Annotated in this window: 1 protein-coding gene; it reads left to right on the top strand. The window is 65.0% G+C overall.

The genetic code is table 11. The features are described from left to right. The first annotated feature begins 257 nt into the window (after window positions 1–257). Window positions 258–21,413 carry a non-ribosomal peptide synthase/polyketide synthase gene (locus JBE38_RS23890; RefSeq protein ID WP_205345275.1) on the top strand — a complete coding sequence of 7,052 codons (21,156 nt, stop codon included), beginning with the start codon at window positions 258–260 and terminating at the stop codon, window positions 21,411–21,413. Window positions 21,414–21,445 lie beyond the last annotated feature (32 nt).

The raw sequence follows: 21,445 nt of genomic DNA, 5'->3' as shown, positions 1-21,445 counted from the left end.
GTGCGCGTTTTTGACAGTCACGTGTCACCCCTACGTTGTCCCTGCTTCCTATGACATACACCTCACCGTGGATGTTTTAGTTTTCCAGCCCTGTGGGAAGCCCTGGGGCACGCATTCAACCCATCACTTTTTGAACCTGACGGCGACAGCGTCGAGCCCATGCCGGGCCGCACGCTGCTGTTTGACGCCGGGTGCTCAGGTTGCAATTGAAACCGGACTTTCTCGTCACTGTTTTCGAATCTTAAGCAGGTCACACCATGCACTTCAGCGAATTGATGGCAGTTCTTTCGACTCACGCGATCCACCTGCAACGTGAAGAGGATGACCTCGTCATCCTGGGCGACGATGAGGGGCTCGACGATGGGTTGATCGACCACTTGCGCGGACACAAAGCGCAATTGCTGGAGTTGATCGCGCGCAATGGGGGGGACTGGTTGAGCCCGGCCTACCGCATTACGCCGCAGATGCTGCCGTTGACGACCCTGGACCAGGCAACCATTGACCGGATTGTCGACGCCGTGCCGGGCGGCCTGGCCAACGTCAAGGACATCTACCCGCTGGCGCCGCTGCAGGAAGGCATGTTGTACCACCATTTGACGGCGGAGCAGGGCGACCCCTATTTGCTGCAATCGCTGTATGCCTTCGACAGCCGTGCGCGGCTGGAGCACTTCACCCAGGCGTTGCAGTACGTGATCAAGCGCCACGACATCCTGCGCACCACGGTGGTCTGGGAAAGCCTCGATGAACCGATGCAAGTGGTACTGCGCAAGGCCACGTTGATCAGTGAAGAGCTGCATCTGGACCCACGCGACGGCGATGTGCTGGGCCAGTTGCGCAGCCGCTTCGATGCGCGTCACTACCGCCTGGATATCCGCCAGGCGCCGATGATGCGGGTGGCCTTCGCGCTGGACTCGCCGAACCAGCGCTGGGTGGCGGTGCTGTTGTTTCACCATATGGCCCTGGACCACACGGCAATGGAGGTGGTGCAGCACGAAATGCAAGCCTTCCTGCTGGGGCAGACCGAGCACCTGGGCGAGCCGGTACCGTATCGCAACTATGTAGCGCAGGCTCGCCTGGGCGTCAGTGAACAGCAGCATGAAGCGTTCTTTCGCGAGATGCTCAGTGACATCGATGAGCCGACGCTGCCGTTCGGTCTGCAGGACGTGCAGGGTGACGGTCATGGCATCGAAGAAAGCCATCGCCTGCTGGATAACGCCTTGAGCCAACGGCTACGCGTGCAGGCCCGGCAGTTGGGGGTGAGTGCGGCCAGCGTGATGCACCTGGCACTGGCCCAGGTACTGGGTAAAGTCTCCGGCCGCCAGGAGGTGGTGTTCGGCACCGTATTGCTGGGCCGGATGCACGCGGGCGAGGGCTCAGACCGTGCCCTGGGGATGTTCATCAACACCCTGCCGCTGCGTGTGAGCGTGGGCGAGCAAAGCGTGCGCAGCGGCCTGAAACTGACCCACCAGCGGTTGACCGCATTGCTCCAGCATGAACACGCCTCGCTGGCCCTGGCTCAGCGTTGCAGCGCCGTGGCGACGCCGACGCCGCTGTTCAGTGCCATGCTCAACTACCGCCACAGTGCAACCGGCGGCAGTGCCGAGGCGCAGACGGCGTGGGCCGGCATCCAGGCGCTGGGCGCTGAAGAGCGCACCAACTACCCGCTGACCGTCAACCTCGACGACCTGGGTGAAGATTTTCATATCACGGTGCTTGCGGATGCCGGAATCGGCGCGGCGCGTATCGCGGATTATCTGCATGCCGCCCTGGAAAGCCAGGTGGCCGCACTGGAGCACACGCCGCAGGCGGCGTTGCAAACCCTGGGCATCCTGCCGACCGCCGAGCGCCAGCACTTGTTGCACCACTGGAACAGCGGCGATGGCGTATTTGCCGACAGCGCCTTGATCCACCAGCAGGTCGAAGCCCGGGCAGCGGCCGAACCCGACGCTACGGCGGTGCTGTTTGAAGACCGGCGCCTGAGCTATGGCGACTTGAACCGCCGCGCCAACCAGGTGGCGCATCGCTTGCTGAGCCTGGGCGTGCGCCCGGATGACCGGGTGGCGATCTGCGTCGAGCGCGGGCTGGACATGATCATCGGCTTGCTCGGCATCCTCAAAGCGGGGGCCGGCTATGTGCCGATCGACCCGGCGTACCCGCAGGAGCGCATCAGCTACACCCTGCAGGACAGTGCGCCGATGGCGGTACTGGTGCAGCAGGCAACCTGTGGCCTGGTGACTGAGTTATCGGTGCCGGTGCTCGAACTGGACGGCGGTGATTGCCAGGCCGAATCCACCCGGAATCCTGATGTACCGGGCCTGACTTCGGCCCACCTGGCGTACGTGATCTACACCTCCGGTTCCACCGGCTTGCCCAAGGGCGTGATGATCGAGCACCGCAACGTGGCGCGCCTGTTCAGCGCCACCGAGGGCTGGTTCCGCTTCAACGAGCAAGATGTGTGGGCACTGTTCCACTCGTTTGCGTTTGACTTCTCGGTCTGGGAAATCTGGGGCGCGCTGATGCATGGCGGGCAGTTGCTGGTGGTACCGCAGCTGACCAGCCGTTCGCCGGACGCTTGCTATGCGCTGTTGTGCAACGCCGGGGTGACCATCCTCAACCAGACGCCGAGTGCCTTCCGTTCGTTGATCGCGGCCCAGGGCCAGAGCGAACTCAAGCACTCCCTGCGCCAGGTGATCTTCGGCGGCGAGGCCCTGGAACCGGGGATTCTCAAGCCGTGGTACGCACGCCCAGGCAACGCCGGTACGCAACTGGTGAACATGTACGGCATCACTGAAACCACCGTGCATGTGACCTATCGTGCGCTCGAAGCGGCGGATGCGCAGTTGGTCGGCGTCAGTCCGATTGGCGGGCGCATTCCGGACTTGCAACTGTATGTGCTCGACGACCAGAACGAACCCGTGCCGGTGGGCGTGGTCGGCGAGTTGTACGTGGGTGGCGCGGGGGTTGCCCGTGGCTACTTGAACCGGCCGGAGTTGAATGCCGAACGGTTCATTGCCGACCCGTTCAGCGGTCGTGCGCAGGCGCGCCTATACAAGACCGGTGACCTGGCGCGTTGGCAGGCGGACGGCAGCCTTGACTACCTGGGGCGCAACGACGACCAGGTGAAGATCCGTGGTTTTCGTATCGAGCTGGGCGAGATCGAAGCCCGCCTGGCCGCCTGTGAAGGTGTGCGCGAAGCGGTGGTGATTGCCCGCGAAGATGAGCCGGGAGACAAGCGCCTGGTGGCCTATGTGATCGCCGCCGAGGGGGCCGATCCGTCGGCCGCCGAGCTGCGTGCGCAGTTGCTGGTGTCCCTGGCTGACTACATGGTGCCCGCTGCGTTTGTGCGGGTGGTGCAGTTCCCGTTGACCACCAACGGCAAGCTGGACCGCAAGGCGTTGCCGGCGCCGGATGCCGACGCCCTGGCGCGTCGCCAGTTCGAAGCCCCCGAGGGGGAGGTGGAAACCACGATTGCCGCGATCTGGCAGGATTTGCTCGGCGTTGAACACGTGGGCCGCCAGGATCACTTCTTCGAGTTGGGCGGCCATTCGCTGTTGGCGGTCAAGCTGATTGAGCGCATGCGCCAGGTCGGGCTGGGCGCCGATGTGCGTGTGCTGTTCGGCCAGCCGACCCTGGCCGCACTGGCGGCCGCCGTGGCCGATGCGAGCAAGGACGTGGTGGTGCCCGCCAATCGTGTCCCAGAAGGCTGCGCACACATCACCCCGGACATGCTGCCCCTGGCCACGCTGGATCAGGTCGCCATCGACCGCATCGTCGCAACCGTGCCGGGCGGCGCGTGTAACATCCAGGAAATCTACAGCCTGGCGCCGCTGCAAGAGGGGATTTTGTACCACCACCTCGCGGCGGCCCAAGGCGATCCGTACCTGCAATACATCACCTTCAGCTTTGACAGCCGCGAGCGCCTGCAACGCTTTGCCGCAGCTCTGCAAGGCGTGATTTCGCGACATGACATCCTGCGCACCGCCGTGGTCTGGGAGCGCCTCGACGAGCCGGTACAGGTGGTCTGGCGCGAGGCGCAACTGGGGATGGATGAGATTCACCTGGACCCGGCCGCCGGGGATATCGCCACGCAATTGACCGAGTGCCTCAACCCGCGTCACCACCGCCTGGATATTCGCCAGGCGCCCATGATGCGCATCGGTTACAGCGAGGATGCGCCCAACCAGCGCTGGGTCGCGGTGTTGCTGCTGCACCATCTGGTGGATGACGCCACGTCGCTGCGTATGCTCATCTCGGAAATCGAAGCCCATACCCGTGGCGAAGAGGCCCTGCTGCCACCGTCGGTGCCGTACCGTCATTATGTGGCTCAGGCGCGCCAGGGCGTGAGTCGCGAAGAGCATGAGGCGTTCTTCAGCGAGATGCTCGGGGACATCGATGAACCGACCCTGCCTTTCGGTCTGCAGGACGTGCAGGGTGAGGGCCACGGTGTCGAAGAGGTCGTCCTGATGCTCGATGACCGCCTCAGCCAGCGCCTGCGCGCGCAGTCCCGCCAGTTGGGGGTGACGCCTGCCAGCCTGTATCACTTGGCGTGGGCGCGGGTGCTGGGTGGCGTGTCGGGGCGCACGGATGTGGTGTTCGGCACCGTGTTGCTGGGGCGCTTGCAGGGCGGCGAAGGCTCAGACCGTGCCCTGGGGATGTTCATCAACACCTTGCCGCTGCGGGTCAGCCTCGCTGAAGCCGGAGTACGCGCCATGGTCAAGAGTACCCATGCGCGCCTGACCGGCTTGCTCGGTCATGAGCACGCCTCGCTGGTGCTTGCGCAACGCTGCAGCCAAGTGGCGGCGTCGACGCCGTTGTTCAGTTCGCTGCTCAACTATCGCCAGCTCGGTGGCGCGGACGTTTCGGCACAAGCGCAGACGGCCTGGGAAGGCATTGCCGTGCTCGACAGCAAGGAGCGCACCAACTACCCGCTGACCCTGTCGGTCAACGACATGGGAGAGGCGTTCAGCCTGTCGGTCATGGCTGACGGTTCGATTGGCGCGGCGCGAGTGTGCGGCTACATGCAATGCGTCCTGGAGAATCTGGTCCAGGCCCTGGAACAGACCCCGCAGGCTTCGCTGCAAGGGTTGGCGATGCTGCCGGCGGGCGAGCGCGAACAATTGTTGCAACACTGGAACGCCACCGACAGCCTGTTCGCCGATACCGCATTGCTGCATCACCAGGTCGAGCTGCAGGCGGCTTTACGACCTGAGGCTACGGCGGTGCTGTTTGAAGACCTGCGCCTGAGCTATGGCGACTTGAACCGCCGCGCCAACCAGGTGGCGCATCGCTTGCTGAGCCTGGGCGTGCGCCCGGATGACCGGGTGGCGATCTGCGTCGAGCGCGGGCTGGACATGATCGTCGGCCTGCTCGGCATCCTCAAGGCCGGCGCCGGTTACGTGCCGATCGACCCGGCGTACCCGCAGGAACGCATCAGCTACACCCTGCAAGACAGCACGCCGGTAGCGGTGCTGGTGCAGCAGGCGACCCGTGCCCGGGTGACCGAGGTGTCGGTGCCGGTGCTCGAGCTGGACGGCGGCGATTGCCAGGGTGAGTCCACTCAGAATCCCCACGTCCCGGGCCTGACTTCGGCCAACCTGGCGTACGTGATCTACACCTCCGGCTCCACCGGCCTGCCCAAGGGGGTAATGGTCGAACACCACAACGTGGCACGCCTGTTCAGCGCCACCGAGGGTTGGTTCAACTTCAACGATCAGGATGTCTGGGCACTGTTCCACTCGTTTGCGTTTGACTTCTCGGTCTGGGAAATCTGGGGCGCGCTCATCCACGGTGGGCAGTTGCTGGTGGTACCGCAGCTCACCAGCCGTTCGCCGGACGCCTGTTATGCACTGTTGTGCAGCGCCGGGGTGACCATCCTCAACCAGACGCCGAGTGCCTTCCGTTCGTTGATTGCGGCCCAGGGCCAGAGTGCCCTGAAGCATTCCCTGCGCCAGGTGATCTTCGGCGGCGAGGCCCTGGAACCGGGGATTCTCAAGCCGTGGTACGCACGCCCAGGCAACGCCGGTACGCAACTGGTGAACATGTACGGCATCACCGAAACCACCGTGCATGTGACGTATCGCGCCCTTGAAGCGGCGGATGCGCAGCGGGTCGGCGTCAGCCCGATTGGCGGGCGCATTCCGGACTTGCAACTGTATATTCTCGACGACCAGCGCGAACCGGTGCCGGTCGGTGTCGTCGGCGAGTTGTACGTGGGGGGCGCGGGGGTTGCCCGTGGCTACTTGAACCGGCCGCAGTTGAACGCCGAACGGTTTATCGCCGACCCGTTCAGCGGTCGTGCGCAGGCGCGTCTGTACAAGACCGGTGACCTGGGACGCTGGCTGGCGGACGGCAGCATTGACTACCTGGGCCGCAACGACGACCAGGTGAAAATCCGTGGCTTCCGTATCGAGCTGGGCGAGATCGAAGCCCGCCTGGCCGCCTGTGAGGGCGTGCGCGAAGCCGTGGTGATTGCCCGTGAAGACGCCCCCGGTAACAAGCGCCTGGTGGCTTATGTGATCGCCGCCGAGGGCGCTGAACCGTCGGCCGCCGAGCTGCGTGCGCAGTTGCTGGTGTCCCTGGCCGATTACATGGTGCCCGGTGCGTTCGTCCTGCTTGAGCGCTTGCCGCTGACCACCAACGGCAAACTCGACCGCAAGGCCCTGCCGGCCCCCGACGGCGATGCCCTGGCCCGCCGCGAATACGAGTGCCCTGAAGGCGAGATGGAACTGACCCTTGCCGCGCTCTGGCAAGAATTGCTCGATGTGGAGCGGGTGGGGCGCCACGACAACTTCTTTGAACTGGGGGGGCATTCGCTGCTGGCGGTCAAATTGATCGAACGCATGCGCCAGATGGACTTGAGCGCCGATGTGCGCGTGCTGTTCGGCCAGCCGACCCTGGCGGCGCTGGCGGCGGTCGGCGGGCATCAGGCACTGGAGGTGCCGGCCAACCGCATTGAGCCGGACTGCCAGCGCATCACCCCGGACCTGTTGCCCCTGGCCGACCTAGACCAGGCCGCTATCGACCGCATCGTCGCGAGCGTGCCGGGCGGCGTGCGCAATGTGCAGGATATCTACGGCCTGGCGCCGCTGCAGGACGGCATGCTCTACCACCATCTGGCGGCGCCGCAAGGCGATGCCTACCTGCTGCATATGTTGTTCACCTTCACCGGGCCTGAGCCGGTGAACCTGTTCGCCAAAGCGCTGCAAAGCGTGATCGAGCGGCACGACATCCTGCGCAGCAGCATCGCCTGGGAAGGGCTCGAGGATCCGGTACAGGTCGTTTGGCGTCAGGCAACCCTGGGGCTGGAAGAGGTGGTGATCGACCCGGCGGACGGTGACGTGCTGACGCAGTTGCACGAGCAGTTCGACCCACGCCATTACCGCCTGGACCTGAGCCGTGCACCGCTGATGCACCTGGCTTACGCCCAGGACAGCGCCCATCAGCGCTGGGTCGGCATCTTGTTGTTCCATCACATGGTGCTCGACCACACCGCGCTTGAGGTGCTGATCGAAGAAGTCCAGGCCAGCCTGAAGGGCCACACCGAAAACTTGGCGCCGTCGATTCCCTATCGCAACCATGTGGCGCAGTCGCGCCTGGGCGCGGATCGACAGGCCCACGAACGCTTTTTCGAAGGCATGCTCGGTGACATCGATGAACCGACCCTGGCCTTCGGCCTGCGCGATGTGCAGGGCGATGGCAGCGGTGTCGAAGAAGCCCACCTGATGCTCGACAGCCAATTGAGCGGGCGCTTGCGCGAGCAGGCGCGCTTGCTTGGCGTCAGCGCCGCCAGCCTGGTGCACCTGGCCTGGGGCCAGGTGTTGGCGCAGGTCGCGGGGCGTGACGATGTGGTCTTCGGTACGGTGTTGCTCGGCCGCCTGCAAGGCGGTGAAGGCGCCGGCCGTGCCTTGGGCCTGTTCATCAATACCTTGCCGCTGCGTGTGAGCATCGGCGGGCAGGGTGCCCGCGAGGCCGTGCGTGTCACGCATGAGCGGCTGTCGCAATTGCTCGCCCATGAACACGCGTCATTGTCCCTGGCCCAACAGTGCAGCGGCCTGCCGGCGACGCAGGCGCTGTTCAATACATTGCTCAACTACCGGCACAGCTCGCCGGTCGAGGCCTCTAGCGCGGATATCGCCGCGTGGGACGGTATCCAGGCGGTGAGCATGGAAGAGCGCACCAACTATCCGCTGGTGTTGAACGTCGATGATTTTGGCGCCGGCTTCCAGCTCAACGCCCAGGCGCTGGTGAAAATCGGTGCACAACGGATTTGCGGCTTTATGCAGGTGGCCCTGGCACACCTGGTCAGTGCGTTGGAGCACACGCCACACCAGCCGTTGAGTCAGTTCTCGGTGCTGTCGGCCGCCGAACGGGATGCCGTGCTGGTTGACGTCAACGCCACTGCCGTCGATTACCCCGAGGCGCAGACTATCCACCGCCTGTTCGAGGCTCAGGTCGAACGCCAGCCGGATGCCACGGCCGTGCGCCAGGACGACCAGCACATCACTTATCGCCAGCTTAATCAGCGCGCCAATCAGTTGGCCCACCGCCTGCTCGAAGAGGGTGTGCGTCCGGATGACCGGGTGGCCATCTGCGCGCGCCGCAGCCTGGAAACCCTGGTCGGCCTGGTCGCGATCCTCAAGGCCGGTGCGGCGTATGTGCCGATCGATCCGGCGCACCCGCAGGAGCGCATCAACTACCTGTTGCAGGATTGCGACCCGGTGCTGGTGCTGGCGCAATCGAGCACGCGCTCGCTGCTGAGCCACACCGAACGGCCGGTGATCGAGCTGGACAGCGACCAGTGGCACCGTCGTCCGACGCTCAACCCGAGCGTGGCGGGCCTGACGCCGGCGAACCTGGCTTATGTGATCTACACCTCCGGTTCCACCGGCTTGCCCAAGGGCGTGATGGTCGAGCACCGCACCCTGGAGAACCTGGTGCACTGGCATTGCCAGGCGTTCGATCTGCACGCGGGTGGGCACACTTCCAGTGTCGCCGGGTTCGGTTTCGATGCCATGGCCTGGGAAGTCTGGCCGGCCCTGTGTGTGGGGGCGACGTTGCACCTGCCACCCGCCAAGCAGGGCAGCGAAGACATCGACGCGCTGTTGCGCTGGTGGCTGGCGCAACCGCTGCACGTGAGCTTCCTGCCGACCCCGGTAGCGGAGTACGCGTTCAGTCAGCAGTTGCAACACCCGACCCTGAAAACCTTGCTGATCGGCGGCGACCGCCTGCGTCAGTTCAGCACGCCGCAGCGCTTCGATGTGGTCAACAACTATGGTCCGACCGAAGCCACGGTGGTCGCGACCTGCGGCCTGATTGAGGCCGGCAAGGCCCTGCACATTGGCAAACCCATCGCCAACACCCAGGTCTATCTGCTCGACGAGCACCTCAAACCGGTGCCGCAGGGTGTCGCCGGTGAGCTGTACGTCGGGGGGGCCGGTGTGGCGCGCGGTTACCTGAACCGTGCGGAACTGACCGCCGAACGCTTTTTGCAGGACCCGTTCAGCCAGGACCCGCAGGCTCGCCTGTATCGCACCGGTGACCTGGCGCGCTGGCTGGAAGACGGCACGCTGGACTACCTGGGGCGCAATGACGACCAGGTGAAGATCCGCGGCGTGCGGATTGAACTGGGTGAAATCGAAACCTGCCTGGCCGAGCACCCGGACGTCAGCGAAACCGTGGTGCTGGCCCTTGACGGGCGCCTGGTGGCGTATTTCACCGAACACCAGGCCCTTGACCGCCAGGCCCTGCGCAGTTGGCTGCAGGCGCAATTGCCGGAGTACATGGTGCCGGCGGCGTATGTGCGCCTGGACAGCCTGCCGCTGACCGCCAACGGCAAGCTCGACCGCAAGGCCCTGCCGGTTCCCGATCAGGATGCCGTGCTCAGTCGCGGTTATGAAGCGCCCGAGGGCGAAGTGGAAATCGCCCTGGCGCAGATCTGGAGCCAAGTGCTCAAGGTCGAGCAGGTCGGGCGTGAGGATCATTTCTTTGAGCTGGGCGGGCACTCGCTGCTGGCGATGCGCTTGATCTCCCAGGTGCGCCTGCACCTCGGGGTGGAGCTGGACCTCGCGGACCTGTTCGCCCATCCGCAACTGACCGCGCTGGCGCAGGTGGTGGCCAAGGCCGGGCGCAGCAGCCTGCCGCCGATTGTACCGGTGTCCCGAGAAGAGTCCTTGCCGCTGTCGTTTGCCCAGCAGCGCCTGTGGTTCCTGGCGCAAATGGAGAATGCCGGGGCGGCTTACAACATGCCGGTCGGCCTGGGCCTGCGCGGCGCGCTGGATATCCTGGCGCTGGAGCGTGCACTGGCGCGAATTGTCAGCCGCCATGAGGTGCTGCGCAGTGTCTTCGTGATGGATAACGATGAGCCGCAACTGCGGATCACACCTGTCGAAGGTTCATTTGTACTGGAACAGGCTGACCTGCGCGGGCAGGCCGATGCCGCGCAGCGCTTGCAGGTGTTGACCGAATATGAAGCGTCGACACCGTTCGACCTGGTCAACGGGCCGCTGCTGCGCGCACGCCTGGTACGCATGGGCGACGAGCACTCGGTGTTGTTGCTGACCCTGCACCACATTGCCTCTGACGGCTGGTCGATGGGCGTGCTGAGCCGCGAAATGGTGCTGTTGTATGGCGCCTTCAGCCAGGGCCTCGCCGATCCATTGCCACCGCTGACGCTGCAATATGCCGACTTCGCCGTCTGGCAACGCCGCTGGTTGAGTGGCGAGGTGTTGCACAAGCAGAACCTGTATTGGCAGCAAACCCTGGCCGGCGCGCCGGCCATACTGACTCTGCCGACCGACCGGCCACGCCCGGCGCAACAGGATTTCTCCGGCGCGGTGCTGGCGTTGCAACTGGATAAGGCACTGACTCAGGGCCTCAAGGACCTGAGTCAACGACATGGCACCTCGTTGTACATGAGCCTGCTGGCGGCATGGGGTGTCTTGTTGGCGCGTTTGTCCGGGCAGGATGAAGTGGTGATCGGCTCGCCGGTGGCCAACCGCAACCAGCTGGAGCTGGAAGGTCTGATCGGCCTGTTCGTCAACACGCTGGCGCTGCGCATCGATACCTCGGGCGAACCGACGGTGCAAACCCTGCTGGCGCGGGTCAAGGCCCGGACGCTGGGTGCGCAGGCGCATCAGGACCTGCCGTTCGAACAAGTGGTCGACATCGTCAAACCGGTGCGCAGCATGGCCTACAGCCCGGTGTTCCAGGCCATGTTGACCTGGCAGGGCAGTGAAGGCGGCGGTGCACCGGTCGTCGGCGACTTGATCATGGAGGACGGCGGCCAAGTCAACACATCGGCGAAGTTTGATCTGTCCCTGGAATTAAGCGAAGCCCAGGGCCATATCATCGGCTCCCTGAGCTATGCCACGGCGCTGTTCGATGAGGCGACCCTCAAGCGTCACCTGGGCTACTTCGAGCGCCTGCTGCACGCGATGGTTGCCGACGATCAAGGCGTGCTGGCCCGCGTGCCCCTGCTGGATGAGCGGGAGCGCCAGCAGCAGTTGGCCGGCCTCAGTGGCCTGCACACGCCGCTCCACCCCGGCACCGTACACAGTCTGTTTGAAGCCCAGGCCATGCGCACCCCCGATGCGCTGGCGGTGCAGACGGCGGCTGTGACGCTGACTTACCGTCAGCTTAACGAGCGGGCCAACCAGTTGGCCCATCACCTGCGTGAGCTCGGCGTGCTGCCGGATGCCCGCGTGGCGATTTGCGTGGAGCGCAGCGCCGAGCTGATCGTCGGGTTGCTGGCGATTCTCAAGGCCGGAGGCGCCTATGTGCCGATCGACCCGAACTACCCGCTCGAACGCATTCATTACATGCTCAAGGACAGCGCCCCAGCGGCGTTACTGGTGCACGCTGCGACCGCGCAACTGGCCGCTGCGGGCGGCCTGCCCGTGGTCGACCTCGACCGTGAGGCGTGGCGCGGGCAAGCGTTGGACAACCCACAGGTGCCCGGGCTGAGCGCGAAACACCTGACCTATGTGATCTATACCTCGGGCTCCACCGGGCAGCCAAAAGGCGTGATGGTCGAACACCAGGGCGTGGTCAACATGCTCCACTGGTACCTCGAAGACGTCGGGCTGGACGCCGACGACGCGGTGTTGTTGCTGACCTCGCACAGCTTCGACCTGACCCAGAAAAATATCTTCGCCAGCCTGGCCGTCGGCGCCACCTTGCACCTGGCCGACAGCCCGTTTGACCCTTTGAGCATCGTGCGCCAGATCGACGCGCAGGCGATCACCCATATCAACCTGGCCCCGAGTGCGTTCTATACGTTGATCGACGCCGATCAACAGCACGTCTTGAGCCGCCTGCGCCGGGTCGTGCTCGGCGGTGAGCCGATCAAACTGTCGCAGTTGGAGAAACTGCGGGCGCCGCGTCCGCAATTCATCAACAGCTATGGCCCGACCGAGTGCAGCGACGTGGTCGCCTGGCACGGCATCAATGCGGATCTTGCCAGCTATGGAGCAGGGGATATTCCGCTCGGCCAGCCGTTGCGCAACCTGACGCTCTACGTGCTGGACGCCTACGGGCAACAGGTGCCTACCGGCAGCGTCGGCGAGTTGTACATCGGTGGCGCGGGCGTGGCACGCGGTTACCTCAATCGCGAGGACCTGACGGCCGAACGTTTCCTCGACGACCCGTTCACCGCCCAAGGACGCATGTACCGCACGGGCGACCTGGCGCGTTACCGTGCGGACGGCACCCTCGATTACCTCGGGCGTAATGATGACCAGGTCAAGATTCGCGGCCTGCGCATTGAACTGGGTGAAATCGAAGCCTTGCTCGCCGCCCATCCCGAGGTGCTTGAAGCAGCCGTACTGGTGCGCGACGAGCGCCTGGTGGCCTACTTCACCGCGCACGTGGCGGGGCAGGCGCCTCAGATCGAGGACCTGCGGACCTACCTGCAAAACGAACTGCCGGAATACATGGTGCCGTCGGCCTATGTTCAGTTGCCGGCACTGCCGCTGAGCCCCAACGGCAAGCTGGATCGCAAGGCGCTGCCGGCACCGGGGCTCGATGCGGTGGTCAGTGGGGTGTATGAAGCCCCCGAGGGCGACATTGAAACGACGCTGGCGCAGATCTGGCAAGACCTGCTGGGGCTTGAACAGGTCGGTCGCCACGGGCATTTCTTCGAGTTGGGCGGGCACTCGCTGCTGGCGATGCGCTTGATTTCCCAAGTGCGCCAGCGCCTGGGGGTGGAGTTGGCCTTGGCCGAGCTGTTTGCCCATCCGCAGTTGGCGGCGTTGGGCCAAGTATTGGCCCAGGCGGCACGCAGCACCTTGCCGGCGATCTTGCCGGTGCCAAGGGACCAGGATTTGCCGCTGTCGTTTGCCCAGCAACGCTTGTGGTTCCTGGCGCAGATGGAAGGCGCCAGCACCGCTTACAACATGCCGATCGCCCTCGGGCTGCGCGGTCAGCTGGATGCCCAGGCGCTGGAGCGCGCACTGACAGCCATCGTGGCGCGCCATGAGGCGCTGCGTAGCCGGTTCGTGCAGCACAACCATGAGCCGCTGGTGCGTATCGAGCCGGCCGAACGGGCGTTCGCGCTGCTGCGCCTGGAAGTGGACAGCGATGCCGATCTGCAGGTGCACGTCAGCCAAGAGGCGCTTGAACCCTTCGATCTGGAGCAGGGGCCGTTGATTCGTGCGCGCCTGGTGCGGCGCGCCGACGATCACCATGTGCTGTTGTTGACCATGCACCACATCGTTTCCGATGGTTGGTCGATGGGCGTACTGACCCGTGAGTTGATGGCGCTGTATGAAGCGTTCCGTCTGGGGCAGGCCGACCCGCTGCCGCCGCTGGCCCTGCAATACGGCGATTTTGCCGTGTGGCAACGGCGTTGGCTGAGCGGCGAGGTGCTGCAGCAACAGAGCCATTACTGGCAGCAGGCGTTGGCGGATGCGCCCGCCTTGCTGTTATTGCCCACCGACCGCCCACGGCCGGCCCGGCAGGACTACAGCGGTGCGACCTTGAGCCTGTTGCTCGATGTCAACCTGACCGCCGGGCTCAAGGCCCTGAGTCAGCGTCATGGCACCACGCTGTACATGACCATGATGGCCGCGTGGGGCGCGTTGCTTTGCCGTCTGTCCGGCCAGGATGAGGTGGTGATCGGCTCGCCGGCGGCCAACCGCATGCGTGCAGAAGTCGAAGGGCTGATCGGCCTGTTCGTCAACACCCTGGCGGTGCGCATAGGGGCCGGCGAAGAGCTGACCGTGGCTGCGCTGCTGGCCCATGCCAAGGACCGCACCCTGGCGGCGCAGGCCCATCAGGACCTGCCGTTCGAACAAGTGGTGGAAGTGCTCAAGCCAGCGCGCAGCCTGGCCCACAGCCCGGTGTTCCAGACCTTGCTGACCTGGCAGAGCAGCGATGCGCCGAGTCTGGTAATGGGCGATCTGCAGTTCGAAGGGCTCGGTGAGGCCGGCAACTTTGCCAAGTTCGACCTGTCCCTGGACCTCGGCGAAATGCAAGGACACATCGCCGGGACCCTGGAGTACGCCACGGCGCTGTTCGACGAGACCACCCTGCAACGTTACCTGGGGTATTTCGAGTGCCTGCTGCAGGCCATGGTTGCCGACGACCAGGCGGTGCTGGCGCATATTCCCTTGATCGATGAAGACGAGCGCGACTACCTGTTGCACGGCCTCAACGACACCCACGTGGCCTATGCGCAGGACAGCACCATTCACCAACTGTTCGAAGCCCAGGTCGAGGCGCATCCGGATGCGATTGCCGTGGCGTTCGAACAGCAGCGCATCAGTTATGCGCAGTTGAACCGTCGGGCCAACCGCCTGGCGCACCACTTGATCGGCCTGGGCATCGGCCCGGATGACCGCGTGGCGATCTGCGCCGAACGCGGCGATGAAGTATTGGTGGGCTTGCTCGGGGTGCTCAAGGCCGGCGGCGCGTATGTGCCGCTGGACCCCAATTACCCGCCGGAGCGTCTGGCCTACATGATCGCCGACAGCGCACCGTCGGCCGTGCTGACCCAGCGCGCGTTGCAGGACCGGTTGCCGCCCCTGGCGATTGCGCAGGTGTTGCTGGATGAGCCACACAGCGGTGCCGAGCACAACCCGCAAGTGCCGGGGCTGACGGCCCGCCACCTGGCGTATGTGATCTACACATCAGGTTCCACCGGCAATCCCAAGGGCGTGATGATCGAACATCGCGGGCTGGTCAACTACAGCCTGGACGCCGCACGCCTGTTCGGCCTGACCGCGCAGGACACGGTGTTGCAGCAGAACACCCTGAACTTCGACCTGTCGGTGGAGGAAATCTTCCCAGCCTGGCTGGCCGGCGCGACCCTGGCGCCAAGCCGTTATGTGTTTGGCACCGAGGCCGCACGCGACCCGGCGATCACGCCGACCTTCCTGCACTTGACGGCGGCGCACTGGCACACCCTGGCCGCCGAATGGCACCACAGCCCGGAGCAGGCGCAGGTGCATTTGCGCCATGTACGGTTGATCAACGTGACCGGTGATGCACTGTCGGCGCAGAAGTTGAAGCTGTGGGACGAGGTTCGCCCGGCCCATACCCGGCTGATCAACACGTATGGCCCGACGGAAGCGACGGTGTCCTGCACCACCGCTTATGTGACCCATACGGGCGATACCACGGGCAATACCACCATCGGTAAACCGATGGCCAACACCCGTATCTACCTGCTCGATAGCCAGCAGCAACCGGTACCGTTCGGAGTGGCGGGAGAGATCTTCATCGGCGGTGACGGTGTGGCACGGGGGTATCTGAACCTCGACCAGATCAGTGCCGAGCGCTTCCTCGCCGACCCGTTCAACGACGCCCCGGGGGCGCGGATGTACAAGACCGGTGACCTGGCGCGCTACCTGGCGGATGGTTCCCTCGAGTACCTGGGCCGCAACGACTTCCAGGTCAAGGTACGCGGGTTCCGGATTGAGCTGGGCGAGATCGAATCGCGCCTCGGCAACTGTGCCGGGGTCAAGGAAGCGGCGGTGATCGCCCGCGAAGACCGTCCTGGCGAGAAGCGCCTGGTGGCCTACGTGGTGCCGCACGCCGGGGTCAGCTTGACGGCGGCCGGTTTGCGCAGCTACCTGGCGCCGTTGCTGGCCGAATACATGATCCCGTCGGCGTTCGTGAGCCTCGACGCGTTGCCGCTCACGCCCAACCGCAAACTGGACCGCAAAGCCTTGCCGGCGCCGGATCAGTCGGCGGTGGCCAGCCGCGATTACCAGGCTCCCGAGGGGCGCATTGAACGCAGCCTGGCGCTGATCTGGGCGCAGGTGCTGCAACTGGAGCAGGTCGGCCGGCATGACAACTTCTTCGAGCTGGGCGGCCATTCGCTGCTGGCGGTCAAGTTGGTCGAGCGCATGCGCCAGGAGGACCTGCGGGTCGACGTCGGTGCCTTGTTTACCCACCCGACCCTGGCCGGCCTGGCCAAGGTCGTGGGCAGCCGCCGTGCGCTGGAGGTGCCGGCCAACGGCATCACTGCCGAATGCCAACGCATTACGCCGTCGATGCTGCCGCTGGCCAGTCTCAACCAGGACGAAATCGACAGCCTTGTCGCCGGCGTGCCGGGCCAATTGGCCAACGTGCAAGATATCTACGGCATGACGCCGTTGCAGGAAGGCATCCTTTATCACCACTTGCTGGCCGATGAGGGCGACCTGTACCTGGAACAGGCCTCGTTCCATTTCGATAGCCGCGAGCGTCTCGAGGCATTTGCCCAGGCCTTGCAGGGCGTGATTGAGCGCAACGATATCTTGCGTTCCACGATGCGTTGGGAAGGCTTGAGCGAGCCGGTACAGGTGGTGTTGCGTCATGTACCGTTCGCGCTGGAAGAGATCAGCCTGGAAGGCGAGGAAGAGGCCGGTGCGCAACTGCGTGAGCGTTTCAACCCGCAGCATTTCCGCATGGACCTGCGTGATGCACCGTTGATGCGCCTGGTGTGCGCCTACGATCGGTCGCAACAACGCTGGGCCGCGTTGCTGATGTTCCATCACATGCTGTTCGATCACGTCGCCATGGACCTCCTGCAATACGAGTTGCAGGCCTTCCTTGCGGGTGAGGAAGCCCGCCTGAGTGCAGCGGTGCCGTATCGCAACTATGTGGCCCAGGCGCGCCTGGGGATGACCGAACAGGAGCATGAAGCGTTCTTCGGCGCGATGCTGGCCGATATTGATGAACCGACCCTGCCGTTCGGCCTGCACACGGTGCAGGCCGGTGGCACGCTGGAACTGGCACGACTGCCTGTGGAAGAGGGCCTCGGCCAGCGCCTGCGCAGCGCTGCCCGGCAACTGGGGGTGAGTGCCGCAAGCCTGATGCATGTGGCTTGGGCTCAGGTGCTGGCGCATGTCTGCGGCCAGGATGATGTGGTGTTCGGCACCGTGCTGATGGGCGGCATGCAGGGCGGTGAACGCGCCCTGGGGCTGTTTATCAATACCTTGCCGTTGCGCATCAGCGTCGGTGCCGAAGGTGCACAGGCCGGGGTCAAGGCCACGCATGCACGCTTGAGTACTTTGCTGAGCCATGAGCATGCCTCCCTGGCGTTGGCGCAGCGTTGCAGCGGCGTGGCCGCGCCAGCACCGCTGTTCAGTGCCTTGCTCAACTACCGTCACAGCGCGGCCAATGCCTCCAGTGAGGACATGGCTGTATGGAGCGGTATCCAGGCCCTGGGCGGTGAAGAACGCAGCAACTACCCGCTGTCGCTGGACATCGATGACTTCGGCCAGGCGTTTGCGCTGACCGTCCAGGTCAGCCCGGACGTCGGTGCGCAGCGTGTGTGTGCGTACATGCACGCTGCGCTGGACAGCCTGGTGGACGCCCTGGAACGCACGCCGCAGGCGTCGCTGAGCAGCCTGGAAGTGCTGCCGCTGAGCGAGCGCCGCCAAGTGTTGCTGGACTTCAACCAGACCCGCACCAGTGATCCGCAGGACCAACTGATCCATGAGCTGTTCGAGCAGCAGGTGCTGCGTAACCCCGACGCGGTCGCGCTGGAGTTCGATGGCCAGTCGCTGAGCTACGCCGAGCTCAATGCCCAGGCCAACCAGTTGGCCCATCATTTGATCGCTCTTGGCGTGCAGCCTGACGAGCGTGTGGCCATCGCCCTGGAGCGCGGTACGCAGATGATCGTGGCATTGCTCGCGAGCCTGAAGGCCGGCGCCGCGTATGTGCCGCTCGACCCGGCCTACCCGGCGCAGCGCCTGGCGTTCATGCTGGCCGACAGCGCACCGCGTGTGTTGCTCAGCGAGTACGCGGTGCTGCCGTTGCTCGGTGCACTGCCGGAAGGCTTGCAGGTGGTGACCTTGAACAGTGCGCTGCAACCGTGGCGTGAATTGAGCGAGCACAACCCGTCGGCGGCTGAGCTGGGGCTTGGCGGCGAACATTTGGCCTACGTGCTCTACACCTCCGGGTCCACGGGGACGCCCAAAGGCGTGATGATCGAGCACGCCGGGTTGTGCAACGAGATCCGCGCAATCAGCGGCTTGACCGGCCTGACGGCGGGCGATCGTGCGCTGCAATTTGCGACCATCAACTTCGATGCGTCCATCGAGGAGATTTTCGCTGCGCTGACCTGTGGTGCCACCCTGGTGGTGCGCAGTGCCGCCTGGTTGACCGATGCTGCTCAATTCTGGGCACTGGCGACGCAGGCGCGCTTGTCGGTGATCAGCCTGCCGACGCGCTTCTGGCAGGGCCTGGCGGACGATCATGCGAGTGTCATTCCGGCCTCGGTACGGGTGATCGTGGTCGGTGGTGAAGAACTGAGCCCGGAAGCGGTGCAGCACTGGTTCCTGCGCAGTGGGCACACGCCACGTTTGCTTAATACCTACGGCCCGACTGAAGCGACGATTATCGCCACCGCCAACGAGGTGTGCGCGGCCAACCCGCATCCGCGCGCAATCGGGCGCCCGATTGCCAACACCCGGGTGTATGTGTTGGATGCCCATGGGCACCCGACCGGGTTGGGGGTGGCCGGCGAGATTCATATCGCCGGTGCCGGTATCGCCCGGGGTTATCTCAACCAGCCGCAACTGAGCAGCGAGCGCTTCCTGGCCGACCCGTTCAGCGAGGTGCCGGGGCGCCTGTATAAAACCGGCGACCTGGGCCGCTGGCTGCCGGACGGCACCCTGGAGTACCTGGGCCGTAACGATGACCAAGTGAAAATCCGCGGCTTCCGCATCGAGCTGGGTGAAGTCGAGAGTGCGCTGCTGGCCTGTGAAGGGGTGCGCGCGGCGGTGGTCATGGCGCGTGACGACAGCGAAGGGCAGGTCAGCGGCAAACAGCTGGTCGCCTACCTGTGCGGTACGCCGGGTTCGGTCGAGCAGTTGCGCGAAGAGCTGCTGACCCACCTGCCGCAGTACATGCTGCCCAGTGCCTATGTACAGCTGGACAGCCTGCCGGTGACGCCGAACGGCAAGCTGGACCGCAAGGCCCTGCCTGCCCCTGAGCAGGTGATGCTCAGCCGCGACTATGAGGCACCGGCCGATGCGCTGGAAGAACGCCTGGCGGCCCAATGGGCGTTGGCATTGAAACTGCCACGGGTTGGGCGTCACGACAGTTTCTTTGAAATGGGTGGGCATTCCCTGCTGGCTATCCGTCTGGTCAGCCTGTTGGCTCAGGTCGAGGTCCAGGTGACGCTGGCGGAGTTGTTCCAGCATGCCAGCGTCGCGTCGATGGCTGCGCTGTTGCGCTTGCGCACCGAGGTACCGGTGGCGGAGCAAGGGCTTGTCACCGTGCGTGCCGAGGGGACGCAGGCACCGTTGTTCCTGGTGCATGAGTTCAGTGGCTTGAACCTGTATTTCCCAGCGCTGGGCCAGCATCTGGATGCTGATATTCCGGTGTACGGGCTCGAGGGCGTGGCCTGGGGCGAGCCGCAATTGCGCACCCTGGAATGCCTGGCGGCGCGGCATATCGACTTGATGCGCAGGGTCCAGCCGCACGGCCCGTACCGCCTGGCCGGCTGGTCGTTCGGTGGGGTACTGGCGTACGAAATCGCCGCGCAGTTGATCGGTATGGACGAGGAGGTCGCGTTCCTCGGCCTGCTCGATACCCACGTGCCGCGCCTGGTGGATCAGGGCAGGGCACGCTGGTCGGTGGCCCATGCCCACCAGTTGCACCTGCTGGAACAATGCCGTGCCTACTGCCAGGCCCAGGTGCCGGTGGACGGTCACGCACTGGCGAGCCTGGAGCAACTGGAGTCCGAAGCCGAGTACATGGCCTTTGATGAGCTGTGGCAGCGCGTCCGCGACGCCGGTTGGCTGCAGCCGCAGTTGGCGGCGCTGTCACGTGAAGCGCTGTGGGCCTACCTGGACCGTGAGGTTGCCCACGGCCATGCGCAGGCGTATTACAGCCTGTTCCCGTTGAACATCCCGGTGCATCTGTTTACCGCCGAACAGCGCATGGACGAGGCCTCGCGCAGCAGCGAAAGCCTGGGCTGGGAGCAGATCGTGCCGGCCGCGTTGCTGCACCGCATCGATGTGCCGGGCGATCACCAGAGCATGATGCAGGCGCCGCATATCGCAGCGTTGGGCAAGGCCATCGGTGCGGCGCTGAACGCTACACCGCTGGCGCCGACGCAGGCGGGGTATCAGCCGGTGTTGACGATCCAGAGCGGGCAGGCGGGGCGAGCACCGATCTTCTGTATTCCAGGCGCCGGCGACAGTGTCACCGGGTTCATCGGCCTGACCGATGCGTTCGGGCCGGGCTGGCCGATCCATGGCCTGCAGCCTCGTGGGCTGGACGCCAAGGCGGTGCCGCATAGCCGCGTGGAATCGGCGGCGCGCGCCTATCTGGTGGCGCTGGAGCAGCACTGCCCAAGCGGGCCGGTGCATCTGCTGGGGCACTCCTTCGGCGGCTGGGTGGCGTTCGAGATGGCTCTGCGCCTGCAGGCCCAGGGGCGTGAAGTGCTGTCCTTGAGCCTGATCGACAGTGAGGCCCCTGGCGGCACGGGTGTGGCGGGCCAGCCCTATACGGCGACCGGCGTCTTGCAGCGTTTGATTGAAACCATGCAACTGGCGGCCGGCAAGCCTTTCGGGATTGATCCGCAGGTGTTTGCCGGCCTGGATGAAGCCGCCCAGTGGGTCGCGTTGCACCGTGCCATGGTGCAGGTCGGCATGCTTTCCGCGCGTTCGACGCCTGACGTGATGTTCGGGCCGGCGCGGGCTTTCGGTGCCGCGCTGCGCACGGTTTACCAGCCACGCCAGCGCTACAACGGTCAGGTCCGCCTGGTGCTGGCCGATGATCCGAGCCTGGATGCACAGGGCAATCAGCGTGAGCAGGCCGGCATGATCGAGGGCTGGAGCCGGTTCACCGATCACCTGGAAACCTGGTACGGCCCAGGTAACCATTTCACCCTGCTCAAGGCGCCACATGTCTACAGCCTGGCGTCCTGGTGGCACGACGGGCTGGCCGTACCGGTCGGCAAGGTGACCTCATGAGGTGTGACAGAGGGGGAGTCGGCACGGGCGCT

Origin of the sequence: Pseudomonas sp. ICBG1301 (genome assembly GCF_016918385.1) — a bacterium.
Taxonomy (GTDB): Bacteria; Pseudomonadota; Gammaproteobacteria; order Pseudomonadales; family Pseudomonadaceae; genus Aquipseudomonas; species Aquipseudomonas palleroniana.
The sequence above is the reverse complement of the archived record's forward strand: the minus strand, read 5'-3'. Positions and strand labels throughout refer to the sequence as shown.